Below are 20,579 nucleotides of genomic sequence, written 5' to 3'. Positions count from 1 at the left end.
TAGAAATACGAGAGAAATACATCGGTTTAGATTATTTAGATTCAATGACTTTACATTCCATTAACTCACCTGACGATCTCAAAAAACTCTCACGCGAAGAGCTTCCCGCCTTGGCGGATGAGTTGCGTGAGTTTGTGTTGGATTCAGTATCAAAAACGGGGGGACATCTGTCCTCTAATTTGGGAACAGTAGAGCTATCAATTGCCTTGCATTACGTCTTTGATACACCAGAAGATCGCATTGTGTGGGATGTGGGTCATCAAAGCTATCCCCATAAGATCTTGACGGGCCGTCGTGAGCGCATGAACACCTTACGTCAGTACAAAGGTTTGTCGGGTTTCCCACATCGCGCTGAAAGTGAATTTGATGCTTTTGGTACCGGCCATTCATCTACTAGTATTTCTGCTGCGATGGGTATGGCACGCGCGTTTCAAACTAAAGGCGAAAGACATGTAGCTGTAGCCGTCATTGGTGATAGTGCGATGACAGGGGGCATGGCTTTCGAGGCGATGAACAATGCAGGTGTGTATGACGACCTACCGCTCGTCGTGATTTTGAATGACAACGATATGTCGATCTCTCCAGCTGTAGGCGCGCTTAACCGTCATCTGGCTAGAGTGCTCAGCGGCAATATTTACTCTGCGACTAAAAAAGGGATTGATAGCGTTTTATCAATTGCGCCACCTTTACGCGAGTTCGCTAAACGTCTTGAGGATCATGCTAAAGGCATGGTGTCTCCATCTACCATCTTCCAAGAGTTTGGTTTCAATTACTTTGGTCCAATTGATGGCCATGATTTGGATGCATTGATTCCAATGCTGCAGAACGTACGTCGTCTGGCGCTTGAAGGGCGCGGCCCTCAGTTCTTGCATGTGGTGACCAAAAAAGGTCAGGGCTATGAGTTGGCTGAGGCAGATCCAGTGTTGTATCACGGGCCAAGTAAATTCAATCCGGAAGAGGGTGTTAAAAAGCCTGCTGTCAGTAAGAAAACCTTTACCCAAGTATTTGGTGAATGGTTATGCGATATGGCGCATGCTGACCCATTATTAGTTGGTATCACTCCAGCGATGCGCGAAGGCTCTGGCTTAGTTGAATTTGAAAAGAATTTTCCGAAGCGCTACTACGACGTCGGCATTGCTGAACAGCATGCAGTTACTTTTGCAGCTGGCATGGCTTGTGAAGGCATGAAGCCAGTGGTGGCAATCTATTCGACATTCTTGCAGCGCGCCTACGATCAGTTAATTCATGATGTCGCTTTACAGGATTTACCAGTGTTATTTGCACTGGATCGTGCGGGCTTAGTGGGTGCCGATGGCGCTACACATGCCGGTGCATACGACATCCCATTCTTGCGTTGCATCCCAAATATGTTGGTGATGACTCCAGCAGATGAGGCAGAGTGCCGTGATTTATTAACGACCGCTTTCCATCAGCCGCATCCAAGTGCAGTTCGTTACCCACGTGGATCAGGTATTGGCGCTATCCCATCTAAAGAGTTGCGCACCTTGCCGTTGGGTAAGGGTGAGATTCGTCGTAAATCTACTGCGCCATCCGGACAACGTTTAGCGATATTAGCTTTTGGCACATTGCTATACCCAGCCCTAGAGGTAGCGGAAGGTATTAATGCCACAGTTGCCAATATGCGTTTTGTAAAACCGCTAGATGTCGATTTGATTCAGTCCCTGGCGGCTGATCATGATTATTTCGTGACGATTGAAGATGGCGCGATTGCTGGCGGTGCTGGTAGTGCTTGTTTAGAAGCTTTATCAAATCTTGGTATTCATAAGCCCCTCTTGCAATTAGGTCTTCCTGATGAGTTTATTGAGCATGGTGACTACAGCCTGCTAATGACCAAGTGTGGCCTAGATGTAGAGGGCATTGCTAACTCCATCAAACAGCGTTTTCCAGCGATATTGACCCAAAATTCTGCGCTTGTAGGCAAATAAGCCTGTTTTGCCTGAAAATAGAGCTATGAATGACATGAATCCTGCTTTTTTAAAGCCTAGCGCAATGCCTGACGTGCAATCCACTTTGGATGAGCGCGCTTTGCCAATTGAGCAGGTTGGTATTCGTGGTGTGCGTCATCCACTCACTATTCGCAGTAAGACTGGTAACTTTCCATCAGTAGGCACCTTTGAAATGGATGTCGCTTTACCTGCGCATGTTAAGGGTACCCATATGTCCCGTTTTATGGCCCTGTTACAAAAGCAAGAAATTGCTGTTGATAGCACTTCAGTAGTCGCAATGGTTCGTGAAATGTTGCCTTTGCTTGATGCTAAAGAGGGGCATGTGCAATTTACTTACACTCACTTTGTAAAAAAAGCAGCGCCAGTATCCGGTGTTGAGAGTTTGATGGACTACGAAGTGACTTGGATGGCTACTGCCAAACAAAACTCCAAGGGCAGTACTGATGTGGAGTTGGGTTTGCGTGCTCAGGTCCCGGTGATGAGTTTGTGCCCTTGTTCAAAAGAGATTTCTGATTTTGGTGCACACAACCAACGTTCTCATGTAACGATGTCTGTAGTACTCGATGCCGAAACAAAAATGACGGTAGAGGATTTGGTCACTGCTGCTGAGAGTGAGGCATCCAGCGAGTTATGGGGTTTACTCAAGCGCCCTGACGAGAAGTGGGTTACTGAGCGTTCTTACAGTAATCCTAAATTTGTAGAAGACCTGGTTCGTGATGTAGCCGGCAACCTCAAGGCGGATCAGCGCATCCAGTCATTTGTAGTAGAGGCTGAGAACTTTGAGTCTATTCATAATCACAGTGCTTTTGCCCGTATCAGCCATCAGAAATAAGTAGCAACTCAGCAAGCTAAATACTTAAGTTAAATTATTGCTTTGCAAATCCCAACGGGGTTTGATATCAAAGGCTCCAGATGTTGTGGAGCCATTATTTTTAGCTAACATTCGCAGTGCTCCAGCAAATGCAATCATCACGCCATTATCAGTACATAACTCTAGTGGCGGGTAGTGCACTTCAAAACCATTTCGCGCAGCTTTTTCATTTAATGCACTACGCAGTTGTAAATTAGCGCCAACACCACCAGCAAGCACTAGATGTTTGCAACCAGTTTGCTTTAGTGCTTTTTCAGATTTACTGACTAGTACTGCAACAATCGCATCGACAAAAGATCTAGCGAGGTCCGCATGAAACTGCGTCACTTCAGATGTGTCGACAATCTTTTTATCTTCAAACTTTTTGACTTGGTTGAGAACGGCTGTTTTCAATCCAGAGAAAGAGAAATCCAGATCGCCCGAGTGCAGCATGGGTTTTGGTAAATCAAAAATACCGGAACGTCCTTGCTCAGCTAATTTAGAAATTGCAGCACCACCTGGGTAGTCGAGCCCGAGTAATTTGGCCGTCTTATCAAAAGCTTCGCCTGCTGCATCATCTAAGGTTTCGCCCAGAAGCTCATATTGCCCAATGCCAGAGACTTTCATGAGTTGGGTATGGCCGCCGGATACCAGAAGAGCAATAAAGGGAAATTGAGGGGCTGTTTGACCTAAAAGTGGTGAAAGCAGGTGTCCTTCGAGGTGATGAACCCCAATTGAAGGCAAATTGAGGCCTTGGGCCAGGGATTTGGCAAAAGCACTGCCCACGAGAAGGGCGCCTGCCAGCCCTGGACCTTGAGTAAAGGCAACGGCATCAATATCGGCCAGCTTGAGACCAGATTGGGCTAAAGACTGGTCTAAAAGGGGTAAAACACGGCGAATATGGTCACGGGAGGCTAATTCTGGGACAACACCCCCATAGTCCCGGTGCATGGCGATCTGGGAGTGCAAACCCTGGCCCAGTATGCCTTGGAAGGCTGGTTTACCCTCTTCCCAAGGGGCGGTGTTGTATAAAGCCACCCCGGTCTCGTCACAAGAAGTTTCTATTCCTAAAACAATCATTTTTTCGCTTGGTCGTGCTAGAATCGCAATTCAGTTAATTTTTCGATATTTTTCGAGCATATACGAGTTAAACAAGTATGACTACAGTCCGCCTCCGCGAAAACGAACCATTTGAAGTGGCATTGCGCCGTTTCAAGCGCACCATTGAAAAGAATGGCCTTTTGACAGACTTGCGTGCACGCGAGTTCTACGAGAAGCCAACGGCTGAGCGTAAGCGTAAGAAGGCTGCAGCTGCTAAGCGCCATTACAAGCGTATTCGCAGCCAAATGTTGCCTAAGAAGCTTTACTAATAGAATTTAAAAGCTCTCTTCACCGAGAAGCTTTGAAACCCGCTGACGGTGAAACGCAGCGGGTTTTTGCTTTTTGAATTGCCAAACGCTGTGCAGCAAAATATATTCAACACCCAGGAATAAAGCCATGACTCTAAAAGATCAAATTACCGAAGATATGAAAAATGCTATGCGCGCAAAAGAAGTTGAGCGCCTAGGAACCATTCGTCTTTTATTGGCAGCCATTAAGCAACGTGAAGTAGATGAGCGTATCGTGGTTGATGATGCTGGCGTCATTGCTACCGTTGAAAAAATGATTAAGCAACGTAAAGACTCCATCTCGCAGTTTGAAAAAGCTGGGCGCGATGATTTGGTTGCGATTGAAGCTGCCGAGATGGTGATCTTGCAGACGTACTTGCCAGCGCAGTTATCTGATGCTGAAGTAGAGGCTGCAGTAGCTGCTGCCGTTGCTTCTACTGGCGCTGCTGGCCCGCAGGATATGGGTAAGGTGATTGGCGTTCTTAAAGGTCAATTGGCTGGTAAAGCAGATATGGGTAAAGTTTCTGGTTTGGTAAAAGCCGCACTCGCCAAGTAAGTATCCAAATAAGCGAAACAGTTTCATACTCGCCTTATGGCACTCATCCCACAATCCTTTATTGCCGATCTGTTAAATCGGGTAGACATCGTTGATGTGGTTGGGCAGCACGTAAAGTTAAAAAAAGCGGGCGCGAACTTTCAGGGTTTGTGCCCTTTTCATTCGGAAAAGTCTCCTTCATTTTCAGTGTCACCAACCAAGCAGTTTTATCACTGCTTTGGCTGTGGCGCACACGGATCTGCCATTAGCTTCTTAATGGAGTATTCCGGTCTTGGATATGTAGATGCTATTGAAGATCTAGCGCGTTCTGCTGGATTAGATGTTCCTCGAGAAGAGCGCACGGCAAATGACGTTGCTCGTCAGCAGCAAGCCATGGCACTGAGTGAGGTAATGAGTTCTGCGGCAGATTGGTATCGCCAGCAACTTAAGGGCAGCACCCGAGCTGTTGAATACCTCAAAGGTCGTGGTCTTACTGGTGAGATCGCAAAACGCTATGCCTTAGGTTATGCGCCTGATGGCTGGCAGGGCCTAGAAGCGGTCTTTGGAACTTATTCCAATGATGAAGTTGCCAAGACATTGTTAGAGGGCGGTCTACTCATTCAGGGTGAGCAATCCGAAGGCGCAAATGTAAAGCGCTATGACCGTTTCCGCGATCGCATCATGTTCCCAATTCGCAATCCTAAAGGTCAAACTATTGGCTTTGGTGGGCGCATCTTGGATCAGGGCGAGCCTAAATATTTAAATTCTCCAGAGACGCCACTCTTTTCTAAGGGCAATACGCTCTACGGTTTGTTTGAAGCAAGGCAAGCGATTCGCGCGCAAGAGTATGTCTTGGTGTGTGAAGGTTATATGGATGTAGTGGCACTAGCGCAACTGGGGTTTCCAAATGCGGTTGCTACTTTAGGTACTGCCTGCACTGCTAACCACGTTCGTATGTTATTACGTCAAACCGATAAGGTGGTGTTCTCATTTGATGGTGACTCTGCTGGACAGCGTGCGGCTCAACGAGCACTCGAGGCTTGTTTGCCTTTAATGTCAGACGATAAAGAAATTCGTTTCTTATTTTTGCCGACAGAGCATGACCCAGATAGTTATGTGCGTGCTTATGGTGCGCCGGCATTTGAAAAAGTTATCAAAGAGGCTATGTCTATCTCTAGCTTCTTCTTCAAGGTTGTTAGTGAGGGGCATGAGCAAACTACCCCTGAAGGAAGAGCCCATACTCATCATGCTGCCAAGCCCCTTTTATTGTCGATGCCGCCAATCGCATTGCGCACCCAAATCTTGCGTGAGTTGGCTATTCGCACCAACACCACTCCAGCTGAGCTTGAAGCATTTTGTGGCTTGACAGTGGCGCCTGCACCCGTGCGCCAAACTACTTACCAGCCGATGCAAGCTAGAACTCCAGGCAGTCAAGGCAATCAAAATAATCAAAATACTTTTTCAGGCAATGGCAATCGTCAAGGTGCACCTTGGCAAGCATCTAAGGGATCTGCAAAACGTGTTGCCACTCAAAACATTGAGCCTCCAAAAGCACCAACGGATTTAGCGGAGCAAATGCTGCGTGTGATTATTCAGTTTCCACATTTGGGAAAAGCCTTAGATGCAAATAAGCGCGCGCTTGCATTAAAGGCTGCTGAGCAAAGATCTGAAAAAGCCCATGCTTTGATGAAAGATCTTTTAGCGCAGTGTGACTTGGTTGAGTTGATTCCAGGTGAGGGTGGTAAACCAGCTACTGCAGGTGCGGGAGCATTTGCGATGTTCCAAGATCAACTTTCTCGAAGTGAGTTGGCCCCGCTGTATGAGGTACTCAGAAATCGTGTGATGGGCTCCGATCTAGAGCTCGATGGCGCTGCTGCAGATTTGGATGGAGCGTTCAAAAAACTGGAATTAACCCACCTCAAGCAAGAAATGACGGAAATTGCGCAAAAGATCGCCGGAAGTACCGCTACCGAGCAAGATCGGGCCCGATATCGGGAATTGGGCGAAAAGCTGAAATTCTCCTAAGAATTTCTGAAAACACCCCTAGAAATCCTCTGAAATTACCCCATATTTTTAGGTAAGAAGAGGGTTAAAAAGTCGCAATCGACTATAATCCTCTGTTCCCAAGAAAAAACCGATTTAATTCAGCCACTTGCGCTTTATTTTGATGAAATTTGGGGTAAGTGGGTAAGTGAGTAACGCGGGGCTGTGTTTCATCAGTCGATATCAACAACAGTAATGTGAGTAAGTGCTAATAAATGCCGAATACCAAGACCAAAAAACCAGCTCCAAAAGCGAAAACACCTGCTAAGCCAGTAAAGGTTGCTGCTAAACCTGCAGCTAAAGCAAAAGCTCCTGCTAAGCCAGTAAAGGCTGCTCCTAAACCTGCAGCTAAAGCAAAAGCTCCAGCTAAGCCAGTAAAGGCAGCTGCAAAACCAGTTGCTAAAGCAAAGACTCCAGCTAAGCCAGTTGCTAAAGCAAAAGCTCCTGCTAAGCCAGTAAAGGCAGCTGCAAAGCCAGTTGCCAAAACAAAGACTCCAGCTAAGCCAGTTGCTAAAGCAAAAGCTCCAGCCAAGCCAGTAAAGGCAGCTGCAAAGCCAGCCGCTAAACCAGCAAAGGCCGCAGCAAAACCAGCTCCGGCTAAACCGGCTGTTAAAGCTCCTGCGAAATCCGCTAAAGCAGAAATCAAAGTTGAGCTGGCCAAAAAAGGTAAAGCAGTAGCAGCGCCTAAGGCTGAGCCAGTTAAAGAAACAAAAGCAGCAAAAGAAACTAAAGATGTAAAAGAAGTCAAAGGCAAAAAAGCTAAGACTGCAGAACTAGAAGCACCTGTAGTTGTTGAAGAAGAAAAGAAGCGTGGCCGCAAAGCGAAAGCAGACGCACCTGCGGATAATGCGGAGCCGGTATTAACGGATCGTCAAAAAGCGCGCGAGCGTAAGGCGAAAGAAAAGGCGCTCTTAAAAGAGTTTGCTGCTCAACAGTTAGGAACTGAAGAGCAACAAGAGTTACGTCGTGCTCGCTTGAAGACTTTGATCAAGATGGGTATGTCCAAGGGTTACTTAACCCATGGCGAGATGAATGACGTGATGTCTGACGAGTTGTCTGATGCGGACGCATTAGAAACTTTGATTAGCTTACTCAATGACATCGGTATTACCGTTTACGAACAGGCACCAGACGCAGAAACATTAATTCTTTCTGACAATACAGCTGCTGCAGCTTCTGAAGAAGAGGCTGAAGAAGAGGCTGAAGCCGCTTTATCTACTGTTGATTCCGAGTTCGGACGCACTACCGATCCAGTACGTATGTATATGCGTGAAATGGGTACGGTTGACTTGTTGACTCGCGAAGGCGAGATCGTGATTGCGAAGAAGATTGAAGCTGGTCTCAAAGACATGGTGATGGCTTTGGCTGCTTGCCCTGTAACCATTGCTGAGATTCTGAGTAACGTTGACAAGATCGCTAGCGGTGAGATGGAGATCGACCAGTTTGTGGATGGTTTGGTTGATCCAAATGCAGAAGATATTAAGCTCGGACCTGAAGAGCCAGAAGTTGATCCAGACGCTGAAGAAGGTGAAGAGGGCGAAGAGGATGATGCTGGCGGTGGTGGCGGCGGTGCTGCAACGGCAAACGCTAAGCAATTAGAGGAGTTAAAGCAGATTTCTTTAGAGAAGTTTGCAATCGTTCGTACACAAGCTGACAAGATGCGTCGCGCGTTTGATAAAGACGGTTACAACTGTCCTGCATACGTGAAGGCGCAAGATGCCATTCGTGCTGAATTACTGGGTTTCCGTTTAACAGCGAAAAGTGTTGAGAAGTTATGCGACACCATGCGCTCACAAGTAGACCAAGTATGGAAGCTTGAGCGTGGCATCGTGAGCTTGTTGGTAGACAAAGTTGGCGTTAATCGTGGTGAAGTACTAAAAGACTTCCCTAAGATGTCTATGAACTTGACCTGGACTGACAAGTTGCTCAAAGAGAACAAGCCATACAGCGCACTCTTGCAGCGTAACGTTCCAGCAATTCAAGAATTGCAACAGAAGTTGATTGATATTCAGAAGAATGTTGTTATTCCACTTCCAGAATTAAAAGAAGTGAATAAACAAATGATCGCCGGCGAGAAGCGTGCCCGCGAAGCGAAACGTGAAATGACTGTAGCCAACTTACGTTTGGTAATCTCGATTGCTAAGAAATACACCAACCGTGGCTTGCAGTTCTTGGATCTGATTCAAGAAGGCAATATTGGCTTGATGAAGGCGGTAGATAAGTTTGAATACCGTCGTGGTTATAAGTTCTCTACTTATGCAACATGGTGGATTCGTCAGGCGATTACTCGTTCGATTGCTGACCAAGCGCGTACGATCCGTATCCCAGTTCACATGATTGAGACGATCAACAAGATGAACCGTATCAGCCGTCAAATTTTGCAAGAGACTGGTCACGAGCCAGATGCTGCAACATTGGCACTGAAGATGGAGATTCCAGAAGACAAGATCCGTAAGATCATGAAGATTGCTAAAGAGCCTATCTCCATGGAGACACCAATTGGTGACGATGAAGATTCTCATTTGGGTGACTTCATCGAAGACGGTAATACATTGGCTCCGGCAGAAGCAGCATTGCATGACTCTATGCGCGATGTTGTGAAAGACGTTCTCGATTCATTGACACCACGCGAAGCAAAAGTATTGCGTATGCGCTTTGGTGTTGAGATGAGCACTGATCACACTCTCGAAGAAGTGGGCAAACAGTTTGACGTTACTCGTGAGCGTATTCGTCAGATTGAAGCTAAGGCTCTGCGCAAAATGCGTCATCCAAGCCGTAGCGACAAACTCAAGACCTTCCTCGAAGAAGATTGATCCAAGACTAACGGGCCCATAGCTCAGTTGGTTAGAGCAGAGGACTCATAATCCTTTGGTCCCAGGTTCAAGTCCTGGTGGGCCCACCAGAAGTAAAAAAACCACCTTCGGGTGGTTTTCTTTTATACGCAAAGAAAAGCGTTAAAAACTTGGGCTTGGATAGATTTGTTGAGATAAAAACTTACCATTCTTATCTGCTTTAGCTAGAACCATGTCTCCAACATTCACTACTTTTCCAGTGTAGGCTTGGATATTCACATGATGTGTGACCAAGATGATGGGTATCTTGGGATTTTCATTTAGCTGAACCTGAATGAGTTTTTCCAGATTTCGGGTTTGCTCTTTTTCCATGCTCATATCGTCAAAGAAGGAGCCAAGCGCAGGGGCAATAGTGACTTGACCCTTATTTAGTAGTTTTGCAGTATCAATACAGCGACACCAGGGGCTACTCATCACTTTTGCAGAAGTAATCCCTTGATTACTCAACCACTGGCCTATCAGCATTGCCTGCTTCTTGCCTCGATCACCCAGATTTCTTTGGGTAGAGCATTTATCTAGTTGATAGCCTGCTGGATCTCCATAGCCAGGCGCATCAGCATGACGCATCAGCAAAACATGCTGTCCATCACTAAGGCTACTTGCAAGGTTTGCGCTTGCTGGCATGGCGACGATAGTAAGTAATGCGCTAATAAAGAAGGAGAAGGCAATTTTCATGATGTTTACTTTAAAGAGAATCGCTTAAGATGATAGGTATGAAATTGATTCGAAAAATTCGAGAGCTTTATGATGAGATTCTCAGTTTCATACGAGCCAATTTACGGTAGTCAGCTCTTATCCATCATGTTCCTGAGGGCGGCATTATCTAAGGAGAGTCGAACGCCTAGAGAACCCGATCCTGCGCTGACGGGCAGCTTTCTTAGACCAATTTCAAGAGACTCAATTTCGGGGTATTTAGAGCAGGCCTGAACGATCCTAGTCATCAGTCTTTCTTGGGTTTCGTAATGACCATCGCCTGCTAATCGATCAATCTCAGTGACTAAGGGGTCATAGTCGAATACATTTTCCATGACATCTTCTGCGATAAGGACCAATTTTGGGTCTATCCAAAGAGTTAAGTCGAGAAGATGCTGTTTTGGAACAATAGCGCCCGGGCCATAGGTTCCAATTTGCGTTTGCAGTTTAAGATCTTTTAATTCAATACGGGCATTTGTTGTCATAATGTTTTCAAGTAAATTTTTTATTAGCAGATATCGGAAAGAAGGTTTGAATCATGAAAGCCCCAGATAAGCGTTGCTGTGGATCCGGCGTTTGTATCATTAATGATGCTGGAGAGTGTTGGTGTGGCCAGGTTTGGGACGGTGAAAAAATGTCGGCACCGAGTTTGAATCTGCAAGTTAAAGATAAGAACGAAGAGCCCAATCCTGATAAGCCTAAATCTGAGTAGTAACCCAAGACTAAAATACTCTTTTGTAAAAAGTTAGCCATACACTCTACGCAGGGAGTGGGCAGCCACCCCATCCTTCAGGGCTTCACGCACAGGGTAGGCGATGAGGTCGATACTCTTCTGAACTGCAAGGCGCTCTAAATAAGTGGGTGTTGGTTTTTTGATAATTGGGTACACCCAGTCAGGAAGATTCAGAAATCCTGCGCGACTAATAAGCTTGATAAAAGGTTTAGCAGTCAGATTACTTGGAAAATGATCGAGTAAATCAATAATGCTCTTAGCCCGGTCGCCAAAATAGAGCTCTGGTATGTAGGCTTTAATGGCGCGCTCAGTCTCCGCATAAGTATTTGGAATACCAGTGGCACCCATTCTTTCGCCAAGAGATTTCATTTCTAAAAAATATTGATCTTTCTCTTTTGGGCTTATTTTTTCTTTACGGTAAACCTCAAAAGAACTCATGAAGCTGCGCGTTTCTGTGAGATGTACCCAAGCAAGTAAATGTGGATCGGTGGCTGAGTATGGTTTGCCAAATTCATCGAGACCAGTAATTTTGGTATGAATCTGATTAACCTTATGAATAATGTTGTCTGCCATATCGGTAGGACCGTATGTAGTAGCTGCAATAAAAAAGGCCGTTCTACCGAGTCGACCCTTCAAATCTTCCCTAAATGAAGAATGATCCCAAACTCCAGCTAAGGCTTGTGGATGTAGTGCCTGAAGAATTAATGAGCTAATGCCACCAATCATCATGGAAATAAAGTCTGCATGCACCTTCCAGGCTATTGATTCGGGGCCAAATAAACCACGGTCACCCTTTGGCACTAAGAACGCTACTGGTGGGCCACTTCCGCCCACCATTTCTCGAATCGTTTTCCGAATCAGCTCATCCAGCATGGGTTTAGTGCATCTTCAGATTTCTTAAATCATCATCCTCAATGATTTCGGTAATGAGATCGAGTCTAATCCGCGGATTGGTTTGGGCTAAGAGATGATTTTTCTGTGCAAGAGAAATTGGCAAGAGTTCTGCTAGACGATTGGAGACCCAGCCGCAATCATCGGTTTTAAAGGGCTTCTTGAAAGGGGCGTCGCCCAATAGATCCTCACTTTGAATGACAGAAATGATCTCGTCTAGTAACTTAGCTACACCTTGATGTTCTTGAGGAATAGGTATGAGTGGATCTTTATCCAGCAGCTCCACTTCACCAACCCATAGACCGTTGTTTTGTTGGGTGCTAGTTAGTAACTTAAAGCGCTGCGTTCCGCATGATTTAGTCATGTATAGGGCAGGCTGCACAGGATCAAAGTCTTCGATCAATGCTAGGGTCCCAATGCTGGCAAAAGTAGGAGGTTCGCTATCGTTATCGTTACTGGCATTTTTGATAATGCTAACCACGCCGAATTCAGTTTTCTCTCGCAAGCATTGCTTAATCATGTCAAGGTACCGGGCTTCAAAAATTTTGAGTGCGATCACACCGTCTGGGAAAAGTACTGTTCCAAGAGGGAATAAGGGGATTTTTCGTGGGGCGGAGTTAGATTCAGTCATGTAATCAATGTAATGGATTTGGATGCTTTTTGCTGATGACCACTCACAACTGAAATCACCCGTGTTTTTCTCTACGGCCTGCAGTAAATCTAATTTCCGTTTACATTAGATGTTCAATTCTTGGAGACCCAAAATGGTACAAAAACTACGCATCAAGCTAGCCCGCTGGATATTAGGAAAGCATTGCCCGTGCTATCAAATGGGTTACCACAGCATGGTCGACTTTCAGCAAAGAAGTGCTGATCAGTTGGCAAAATCCCAAGAACGAAAAAACAAGTAATTCATCTGCTGTAATGGGGCTTGGTATGAAGATTTGGCAAATGCGAAGAAACTGCGCGCTGACTCCAAAGCAGCTCCTGCAGTTTTATATCGCTTTGGTATGCCTCTCCTTTGTGGTGGCAATCGGCTTTCTTCTGGCGGGAGTTTGGGTTATTCCGATTTTTACGATTGTTGAAATTGGTGCGGTAACGATCGGGTTTTTGATTTATTGCCGACATGCGCTTGATAGCGAAACGATTGAGATCGATGGTAAACGCCTGATTGTTAAAAAGTTTATTGGCTACAAGGAAAAGGTTTATGAATTCAATACGCAGTGGGCAAAAATAGAAACCCCTCTTGAGGATGCAAAAACATTTTTTATTAGCCAATCAAACTTACGAGTGGAGATTGGCCAATTTATCAGGCAAGAGCAGCAGTTGCCGCTGATTGCCTCGGTGAGGCGCTACCTAGGATGAGCGGGGCTTACTAAGGCGCCACGCCAGTAGCCCGCAGCAAACTATCTGAGTTGCGACCAAGATGAAGGCCAATCCATTCAAAATCTCAAAGTAATTGGCAAATGGCGAGAGTGCTACAGGCATGCCATCTAGCAATGCAGTCTCTCGTAAGTAATCCATGCGCGGTATTAACAGGAAGCTGCTTGCTGATGTAGCTAGTATTAACATGAGAGCGGGGATGCGAATTGTCTTGAGGTCGTGTCGACCTCTTTTGATAAGCACATTAGCAAGGCTCAAGACAATAAAAGTGCAGCCTAATATGTAATAAGACAAATGTTGTATCACTATGTGCGCTACCATGCCTGCCGCCTGTGTATCGCCAATAAAGAGGTAAGCGCTTAAGCAGCTAAACAATTGTGCAATGACTCCACCCAACAGTAAGTAGGAGATGAATCGCAAAAATCGATATGCAAATTGGTATTGGTCTTGAGTACTTTCAACCATAGGGTAAATAGGGTTAAGAATTGCGCCGCAGCATAAAGTTGGAATCAGTTTGATACTAGAGCTAATCTAACATTTCCGCTAAGTTCAAAATGGACCTCACTAAAGCAGCAAAAGCCGCCCTGAATACCCTGGTAGATATTGCCAGTCATTCGGTTAATGGCCAGCCCGTGCCCGTTCCTGAGCTGGCTAAAAGGCAAAAATTATCTATCAGTCGGATTGAGCTTCTATTACGACCATTAAGGGAGTCGGGTTTTGTTAAGGGAACTAAAGGTCGCAGAGGAGGTTACGTGCTTTCTCAAGACCCTGGCTTAATTACGATAAAAGATATCGTGCTTGCCATGAATCTCATTAAAAAGCGTAAGGTAGAGTTATCCGATATTGCTAAAGAGCTATACCAATCTTTGGAAGCTTATATGCTCAGTTGTATGGCCAACGTCACCCTGGCATCTACTATCAAAGACTATGTGCCCAGCTTTAGTGATATTAAAAAAGCACCTGAGAGAACTGTTTATGCTCCTCTTGATCCTAAGAAAGATAGAAGACAAAAGGGTGAGGTTCAAAAAGTAGTGAAGGCGCAGTTTAAAAAAGTGGAAGAGGTCCCGCGTGGACCTAATTCTGTATTTGACTTTGCAAACTTTTTGGATCGCAGCCTTGGTTAAGGCTCGGATTAAAAGCGCTTCTCATTACCAGGGTAACTTTTCACCCGAATAAGTCAGAAAGCTTCCTGTATCTTCTTTTTGAAGATGCTCAATGACGCTAAACATTTCTGCTGCGGCTTGATTGGCAGGCCTGCCAATCTGCTCACCACGAAATGGCTTTGAGAGCCTGGAGTTCACGGTGCCGGGATGCATTGCGATTAATGCAGTATTGGGTTTTGTGCGTCCCCATTCGATCGATGTTGTCTTCACCAACATATTGAGTGCAGCCTTAGAGGCACGATAGCTATACCAGCCGCCAAGACGGTTATCTTCAATACTGCCCACTTTTGCTGACAGAGTCACCATGATGCTATTTTTGGGATCCAGTAATTTTGAAAAGTGACGAATCGTTAGTGCCGGACCAATCGCATTGACTGTCATGAGTTCCATGAGCTGTTCTGCATTGAGATCATCCAGTCTCTTTTCAGGCATCCATTTGCTGGTGTGCAAAACACCAACTGCATTAATAATGAGTTGAAAAGGTGCTGCTTGGGAGAGTGCGGTCGCACAAGATTCAATAGACTCGAGACTTTGATAATCAATCGGAAGTTCAGAATGGCGATGAAGGCCGATGACCTCTGAGCATGCTGGGTTAGTTTTTAGGAGATCCACGAAAGCAGAGCCTATGGTTCCAGAGGATCCAATAACTAGTGCACGAAAGGGGTTGGGAAGTAAGCTCATATTGCCCTGTTAAATCATTTAATGAATGGGGGTAGATTGAGGAGACTTTAGCGCAGATCACGTATGAGCGTACGCGGCAAAATTCTCTTTCAAGCAAGTCCCTCATTTGCTTGCTATGCTTACTCTTGTTTATAGACGAGAAATGCAATAAGTGAATATCCACTCCGATTACAGTAAGAGAGTTGTCATCAACCACCAAGACCTACCTTGGGTTCCTAGCCCAGAGCCGGGGGTCGAGAGGCGCATGCTTGATCGTATGGGTGGTGAGGTGGCAAAGGCAACCTCAATTGTTCGCTATCAACCGGGATCCAAATTTCAAACGCATACCCATGAATTTGGTGAAGAGATATTCGTTTTAGATGGCGTCTTTAGTGACGAGACAGGCGATTACCCTGCTGGTACTTATATGATGAATCCGCCTGGATCTTCTCATGCACCATTTAGCCAGTCTGGCTGTACTCTGTTTGTAAAGTTGCGACACCTTGGCCCAGATCAAGTCAAGCGAGAGATAGTGAATACGAAAACTGCCCCTTGGTTTCAGGGAATGGTTCCTGGCCTCAATGTGATGCCGCTGATGACGCAGGGTAGTGGATCGACTTTAGTGCGATGGGCACCTCAAACCTATTTCAATCCCCATAAACATTATGGTGGCGAAGAAATTTTTGTGGTGGATGGTGTATTTGAAGATGAGCATGGGCGCTACCCGGCTGGCTCCTGGATTAGAAGTCCTCATATGAGCCTACATCAGCCCTTTAGTAAAGAAGGCTGCACGATTTTTGTGAAGACCGGCCACTTATTAGACTGATTTCAGCAGCCTGAAGTAGTGCCAGCGCCTTAAGGCGATTGCGATGGATAATGGTGCTCACATCATTATTTGCACTATTTTGGAATCATTCCCATGGAAATTAAGGTCAATTTTCTCGACAAGCTGCGTCTTGAAGCTAAGTTCGATGACTTTACGGTAATTGCCGATCAACCCATTCGATACAAGGGTGATGGTTCTGCGCCAGGACCTTTTGATTATTTCTTGGCTTCATCGGCGTTGTGCGCCGCTTACTTTGTGAAGTTGTACTGCGAGACTCGTAATTTATCTACTGAGAATATTCGCCTCTCGCAAAATAATATTGTTGATCCAGAGAATCGCTATAAACAGATCTTTAAGATTCAAGTTGAATTGCCAGCAGATATTTCTGCTGCGGACCGTCAAGGTATTTTGCGCTCTATCGAGCGTTGTACAGTCAAGAAGGTAGTGCAGGAAGGACCTGAGTTTGTTATTGAAGAAGTCGCAAATCTAGACGCCGATGCACAGAGCCTGCTGACTCTAAAACCCAATGCTGGAACTAGCACCCATATTGTTGGTAAAGATCTTCCTTTGGAAGAAACGATTGCCAATATGTCTGCATTGCTCGCAAATCTCGGCATCAAGATTGAGATCGCCTCATGGCGCAACCTCATCCCCAATGTCTGGTCCCTACATATTCGCGATGCGCATTCACCAATGTGCTTTACAAACGGCAAAGGCTCTACCAAGGAGAGTGCGCTGGCATCTGCTTTGGGCGAATACATTGAGCGTCTTAGTAATAACCATTTTTATGCGGGCGCTTACTGGGGTGAGGATATTGCGAATGCAGCATTCGTGCATTACCCCAACGAACAATGGTTTAAGCCCGGGAAGAAGGATGCGTTGCCGACAGAAATTCTGGATGAGTACTGTCTAAAAATTTATAACCCAGACGGTGAGTTGCGCGCATCCCATTTAGTGGATACCAATTCTGGTAATGCGCAGCGCGGCATCTGTTCATTGCCTTATGTTCGTCAATCCGATGGCAAGATAGTCTACTTCCCCTCGAACTTGATTGAAAATCTCTTCGTTAGTAATGGTATGAGTGCAGGTAATACGCTTGCTGAAGCCCAAGTTCAATGCCTATCAGAAATCTTTGAGAGAGCAGTTAAGCGAGAAATACTCGAAAGTGAAATAGCACTCCCAGATGTGCCTCAGGAAGTGTTGGCGAGATATCCCGGTATTTTGGCTGGCATCCAAAGTCTAGAAGAGCAAGGCTTTCCGGTGCTAGTAAAGGATGCATCACTTGGCGGTATCTACCCAGTAATGTGCGTCACCTTGATGAATCCCCGCACCGGCGGCGTATTTGCCTCTTTTGGTGCGCACCCTAGCTTAGAAGTTGCTCTAGAGCGAAGTCTGACGGAGTTATTGCAAGGTCGTAGCTTGGAGGGTCTGAACGATTTACCACCACCTACATTTGCAAGTGAAGCAGTAACTGAGCCTAATAACTTTGTAGAACACTTTATTGACTCCAGCGGCATTGTATCTTGGCGTTTCTTTAGCGCAAAGTCAGATTATGAATTTGTAGATTGGGATTTCTCGAGCAAGGGCGAAGATTCCAATGCCAAAGAAGTCGAAACTTTATTTGGCATCCTCAAAGAGCTCGGTAAAGAAGTTTATGTAGCGGTATATGACGAGTTAGGGGCAACTGCCTGCCGAATTTTGGTGCCAGGATATTCTGAGGTCTACCCAATTGAAGATCTTGTATGGGATAACACCAATAAAGCATTGTTATTCCGTGAAGACATTCTAAATTTATCCTCTTTAGAGGATGCTCGCTTAACATCGCTACTCGAAAATTTAGAAAATAATGAACTAGATGAGTATGGCGATATTGCAACGCTCATCGGAATCGAGTTTGATGAGAATACCGTTTGGGGCCAGTTAACTGTACTCGAGTTAAAGTTATTGATTCAGCTTGCCTTAAAACAATATGAAGAAGCACATGATTTAGTAGGCGCTTTTCTTCAGTACAACGACAATACAGTTGAGCGGAAATTGTTTTATCAGGCTATGGATGCGGCGCTAGAAGTATTGCTGGATGATGAATTAGAAATGGCGGATTATGAAAAGAACTTCCGTCGGATGTATGGTGATGCACGCATGGATGCCGTTTTGGGTTCTATCGATGGCAGCGTCCGTTTCTTTGGGTTAACGCCAACCAGTATGGGGTTGGAGGGTCTTGATAGACATCATCGTCTGATTGACAGCTATAGAAAGCTGCATCAGGCGCGGGCTAAGAAGAGTCTTTAAGCAATCAATATATTCAACTTTCAAAGGTCGGTGATGAAAGCATTAACTCCAGCTGAGGCAATTACATCGCGCATGTCAGTGCGAGCATTCACAAAAGAGAATGTTTCAAAAGAGGTCATTCTCAAATTACTCAACATCTCTGCGCGCGCACCTTCTGGCACCAATACTCAACCCTGGAAAGTCTATGTCCTAGAAGGCAATGCTCTCAAAGACTTGTGCGAAAAAGTATGTGCGGCGTATGACAGTATTGCCGCCAATCCCGAGTTAGCAAAAGAATATCAACCTGCTTATGAGTATTACCCTGCTAAATGGTTTAGCCCCTACATCGATAGACGTCGTGAAAATGGCTGGGGCTTATATGGGCTTCTAGGAATTACTAAGGGCGATAAAGATAAGATGCATGCCCAACATCGCAAAAACTTTGAAGCATTTGGTGCTCCTGTATGCTTGTTTTTTACAATCGATAAGGAGCTCGGCAGAGGCTCAATGCTTGACTACGGAATGTTTCTGCAGAACATCATGGTCGCCGCAAGAGGTGAAGGTCTTGATACTTGTCCTCAAGCCGCATGGAATGATTATGCAAAGATCATCCTTCCCTCTATTGGTGCAAAAGAGAATGAGATGCTTGTGTGCGGTATGGCACTTGGGTATGCCGATAAAAATGACATCGTGAACGGCTTTCATACCCCTAGAGTGAGCGCCGAGGTCTTTACTACCTGGGTAAAGTAGTTTTTGTAGGTGGGTAATTTCAGTCATTTTTAGAGGGTTTTAGCCTAATTTCCAGCCATTTCCCCAGTTTGAAGGCTGAGTTAAGTCCTTGATAACCCTCATTTAAAGCCTAAAAATGCAGGTTTTGAAAATATATGTTGCTTTGCAGCAAAAATATCTTGCATTTCCAAAATACCGATTTTAAAATGGTGCATCGCAATAAAAAACCCATTTAATAAATAAAGGATTAATCATGTTCCAAGCTCAATTAAACGACCAATTCGCTGCTGCTCAAGCAAAAGCTATCGAAAACGCTAAACATTTGGCACAAGTTGCTGTTGAAAGCGCTCAAGAATTAGCTGAAATCAACCAAGCTGCTGCTAAAGACGCTTTGGTTGCTGCTCAAGATACAAGCTCACAATTGTTAGCAATCAAAGATCCACAACAATTAGCTAAATTGGCTCAGCCAGAAGCTGCTCAAGAAGCTGCTAAATATGCTGCTGCTTATCAAGCTAAAGTAAACAAAGTAGTACGTAACGGTAACAAAGAAGTTGCTCAAGTAGTTGACGCTTCTATTGATGACGCACGTGCTGATTTGGTTAAGTTTGTTAAAGAAGCTACTAAGACAGCTCCTGCTGGTTCTGAGGCATTTGTTTCTGCATTCAAAACTGCATTTGAGTCTTCACTCCAACAGTTCGACCAAGTTCGCGCATCTGCAACTGACGCATTTGCTAACTTTGAGAAGAGTGTTGATGCTGCTATGGCAAACATTCAAGGTCAATACGCTGTTGCTAAGCCAGCCGCTAAAAGCCGTAAAGCTGCTTAATTAACTACACAGTTAATTTTGTTGTTAAAAAAGCCACCTTCGGGTGGCTTTTGTTTTTCCGGGAATGAGACTTTTATTCAATCCAAGTAATAAAACTTTCCTTTGGCTTTCTGACCTTTTTCAGGTTCATCAACCAATCCTCATCAGCCTTTCTATAGCCTAGTGGAAGCATGACTACGCTGCGAAGGCCTTTTGCTTTGAGATTAAGGATCTCATCTAGGGCAACAGGATCAAACCCCTCCATGGGGGTGGAGTCTACTTGCTCGTAAGCAGCTGCAATGAGTGCAGTGCCAAGTCCGATATAAGCTTGTTTTGCAGCATGCGTGTAATTGGTTTCAGCATCTCGTGCTGTATAGCCGCTAAGTAGCTTCTGACGATAGATATCACCAGCTTCACTTTTAAAGTTGCGAATCTTCTCGGTCATATCAAACGATTGATTAATGCGATCTGCTGTGTAGGTATCCCAGGCAGCAAAAACTAGCAAATGAGACGAATCAACAATTTGGGTTTGATCCCATGCAATTGCCTTGATCTGTTCACGAATAGCCTTGTTGGTAATGACGAGCACTTCATATGGCTGCAATCCGCTAGAGCTTGCAGTGAGGCGAATCGCTTCCAGAATTTGCTCTACCTTTTCATGGGGTACAGATTTGGTAGAGTCCATTTTTTTGGTTGCATAACGCCACTGTAGTTTCTCAATTAAGCTCATTCTGATTCCTTTGGTATTGGTGAATATAAAAAGATAATTCAGTGTAATTTATATCTTCATTAC

The 20,579-nt window shown here is 45.2% G+C and carries 21 protein-coding genes and 1 tRNA gene; 14 read left to right on the top strand and 8 right to left on the bottom strand.

Features of this window, described 5'->3' with window-relative positions:
- The first annotated feature begins 44 nt into the window (after positions 1-44).
- Together dxs and folE2 are read left to right on the top strand one after the other, a co-directional pair.
- Positions 45-1,946: a 1-deoxy-D-xylulose-5-phosphate synthase gene (gene dxs, locus ICN23_RS02475; RefSeq protein ID WP_216230768.1), complete on the top strand. Its 1,902-nt coding sequence runs from the start codon at positions 45-47 to the stop codon at positions 1,944-1,946.
- 25 nt (positions 1,947-1,971) lie between these two features.
- A complete protein-coding gene (folE2, locus tag ICN23_RS02470) occupies positions 1,972-2,799 on the top strand; it encodes a GTP cyclohydrolase FolE2 (protein ID WP_216230767.1) in 828 nt (275 codons plus the stop codon).
- Between the two features lie 24 nt (positions 2,800-2,823).
- Here folE2 and tsaD read toward each other — a convergent pair whose 3' ends face one another.
- Positions 2,824-3,897, bottom strand: coding sequence for a tRNA (adenosine(37)-N6)-threonylcarbamoyltransferase complex transferase subunit TsaD (tsaD, locus tag ICN23_RS02465; protein ID WP_216230766.1), 1,074 nt, complete (start codon positions 3,895-3,897; stop codon positions 2,824-2,826).
- Between the two features lie 77 nt (positions 3,898-3,974).
- Here tsaD and rpsU point away from each other — a divergent pair, with 77 nt between their 5' ends.
- From rpsU to ICN23_RS02435, 5 genes are all read left to right on the top strand, one after another.
- A complete protein-coding gene (gene rpsU / locus ICN23_RS02460) occupies positions 3,975-4,187 on the top strand; it encodes a 30S ribosomal protein S21 (RefSeq protein WP_011903537.1) in 213 nt (70 codons plus the stop codon).
- Between the two features lie 127 nt (positions 4,188-4,314).
- Complete coding sequence (locus tag ICN23_RS02455) at positions 4,315-4,761, top strand: GatB/YqeY domain-containing protein (protein ID WP_216230765.1); 447 nt, start codon at positions 4,315-4,317, stop codon at positions 4,759-4,761.
- 36 nt (positions 4,762-4,797) lie between these two features.
- Positions 4,798-6,765 carry a DNA primase gene (gene dnaG, locus ICN23_RS02450; protein ID WP_255532679.1) on the top strand — a complete coding sequence of 656 codons (1,968 nt, stop codon included), beginning with the start codon at positions 4,798-4,800 and terminating at the stop codon, positions 6,763-6,765.
- Positions 6,766-6,998: 233 nt separating this feature from the next.
- Positions 6,999-9,596: an RNA polymerase sigma factor RpoD gene (gene rpoD / locus ICN23_RS02440; RefSeq protein ID WP_216230763.1), complete on the top strand. Its 2,598-nt coding sequence runs from the start codon at positions 6,999-7,001 to the stop codon at positions 9,594-9,596.
- A 12-nt stretch (positions 9,597-9,608) separates the two neighbouring features.
- Positions 9,609-9,685, top strand: a tRNA-Ile gene (locus ICN23_RS02435).
- A gap of 52 nt (positions 9,686-9,737) precedes the next feature.
- Here ICN23_RS02435 and ICN23_RS02430 read toward each other — a convergent pair.
- Positions 9,738-10,310 (bottom strand): histidine phosphatase family protein, encoded by a 573-nt coding sequence (locus tag ICN23_RS02430; protein WP_216230762.1) that lies wholly within the window; start codon positions 10,308-10,310, stop codon positions 9,738-9,740.
- Positions 10,311-10,420: 110 nt separating this feature from the next.
- Complete coding sequence (locus tag ICN23_RS02425) at positions 10,421-10,813, bottom strand: dihydroneopterin aldolase (RefSeq protein ID WP_216860530.1); 393 nt, start codon at positions 10,811-10,813, stop codon at positions 10,421-10,423.
- Between the two features lie 53 nt (positions 10,814-10,866).
- Between ICN23_RS02425 and ICN23_RS02420 the strand changes: the two genes are divergently transcribed.
- Positions 10,867-11,040 carry a hypothetical protein gene (locus ICN23_RS02420; RefSeq protein ID WP_216230761.1) on the top strand — a complete coding sequence of 58 codons (174 nt, stop codon included), beginning with the start codon at positions 10,867-10,869 and terminating at the stop codon, positions 11,038-11,040.
- A 33-nt stretch (positions 11,041-11,073) separates the two neighbouring features.
- Here the strand turns inward: ICN23_RS02420 and ICN23_RS02415 are convergent, their stop codons facing one another.
- Entirely contained in the window at positions 11,074-11,934 is an 861-nt protein-coding gene (locus ICN23_RS02415; RefSeq protein WP_216230760.1) for an oxygenase MpaB family protein, read from the bottom strand.
- Between the two features lie 4 nt (positions 11,935-11,938).
- Positions 11,939-12,583 (bottom strand): LON peptidase substrate-binding domain-containing protein, encoded by a 645-nt coding sequence (locus ICN23_RS02410; RefSeq protein WP_216230759.1) that lies wholly within the window; start codon positions 12,581-12,583, stop codon positions 11,939-11,941.
- A 305-nt stretch (positions 12,584-12,888) separates the two neighbouring features.
- On the opposite strand from ICN23_RS02410, the gene ICN23_RS02405 reads away from it, so the two are divergent.
- Positions 12,889-13,317, top strand: a complete 429-nt coding sequence (locus ICN23_RS02405) for a DUF2244 domain-containing protein (protein WP_216230758.1) — start codon at positions 12,889-12,891, stop codon at positions 13,315-13,317.
- On the opposite strand, the gene ICN23_RS02400 is transcribed toward ICN23_RS02405, so the two are convergent.
- Positions 13,309-13,800 (bottom strand): DUF4149 domain-containing protein, encoded by a 492-nt coding sequence (locus ICN23_RS02400; RefSeq protein ID WP_216230757.1) that lies wholly within the window; start codon positions 13,798-13,800, stop codon positions 13,309-13,311. The genes ICN23_RS02405 and ICN23_RS02400 overlap by 9 nt on opposite strands.
- 89 nt (positions 13,801-13,889) lie before the next feature.
- Between ICN23_RS02400 and ICN23_RS02395 the strand changes: the two genes are divergently transcribed.
- Entirely contained in the window at positions 13,890-14,459 is a 570-nt protein-coding gene (locus tag ICN23_RS02395) for an Rrf2 family transcriptional regulator (protein WP_216230756.1), read from the top strand.
- A 24-nt stretch (positions 14,460-14,483) separates the two neighbouring features.
- Here ICN23_RS02395 and ICN23_RS02390 read toward each other — a convergent pair whose 3' ends face one another.
- A complete protein-coding gene (locus ICN23_RS02390) occupies positions 14,484-15,179 on the bottom strand; it encodes an SDR family NAD(P)-dependent oxidoreductase (RefSeq protein WP_216230755.1) in 696 nt (231 codons plus the stop codon).
- Positions 15,180-15,330: 151 nt separating this feature from the next.
- Here ICN23_RS02390 and ICN23_RS02385 point away from each other — a divergent pair, with 151 nt between their 5' ends.
- The 4 genes from ICN23_RS02385 (at position 15,331) to ICN23_RS02370 (ending at position 19,807) form a co-directional block, all read left to right on the top strand.
- Positions 15,331-15,984: a cupin domain-containing protein gene (locus ICN23_RS02385; protein ID WP_216230754.1), complete on the top strand. Its 654-nt coding sequence runs from the start codon at positions 15,331-15,333 to the stop codon at positions 15,982-15,984.
- 93 nt (positions 15,985-16,077) lie between these two features.
- Positions 16,078-18,273 (top strand): OsmC domain/YcaO domain-containing protein, encoded by a 2,196-nt coding sequence (locus ICN23_RS02380; RefSeq protein ID WP_216230753.1) that lies wholly within the window; start codon positions 16,078-16,080, stop codon positions 18,271-18,273.
- Positions 18,274-18,306: 33 nt separating this feature from the next.
- Positions 18,307-19,002, top strand: a complete 696-nt coding sequence (locus ICN23_RS02375; RefSeq protein ID WP_216230752.1) for a nitroreductase — start codon at positions 18,307-18,309, stop codon at positions 19,000-19,002.
- Between the two features lie 232 nt (positions 19,003-19,234).
- Complete coding sequence (locus tag ICN23_RS02370) at positions 19,235-19,807, top strand: phasin family protein (RefSeq protein ID WP_216230751.1); 573 nt, start codon at positions 19,235-19,237, stop codon at positions 19,805-19,807.
- Between the two features lie 73 nt (positions 19,808-19,880).
- Here the strand turns inward: ICN23_RS02370 and ICN23_RS02365 are convergent, their stop codons facing one another.
- Positions 19,881-20,516 (bottom strand): NAD(P)H-dependent oxidoreductase, encoded by a 636-nt coding sequence (locus tag ICN23_RS02365; protein WP_216230750.1) that lies wholly within the window; start codon positions 20,514-20,516, stop codon positions 19,881-19,883.
- Positions 20,517-20,579 lie beyond the last annotated feature (63 nt).

It is taken from the genome of Polynucleobacter sp. MWH-Jannik1A5 (assembly GCF_018881795.1).
Classification (GTDB): Bacteria; Pseudomonadota; Gammaproteobacteria; order Burkholderiales; family Burkholderiaceae; genus Polynucleobacter.
Note: the sequence above shows the minus strand (reverse complement) of the source record. Positions and strands in the feature narration are given on the sequence as shown.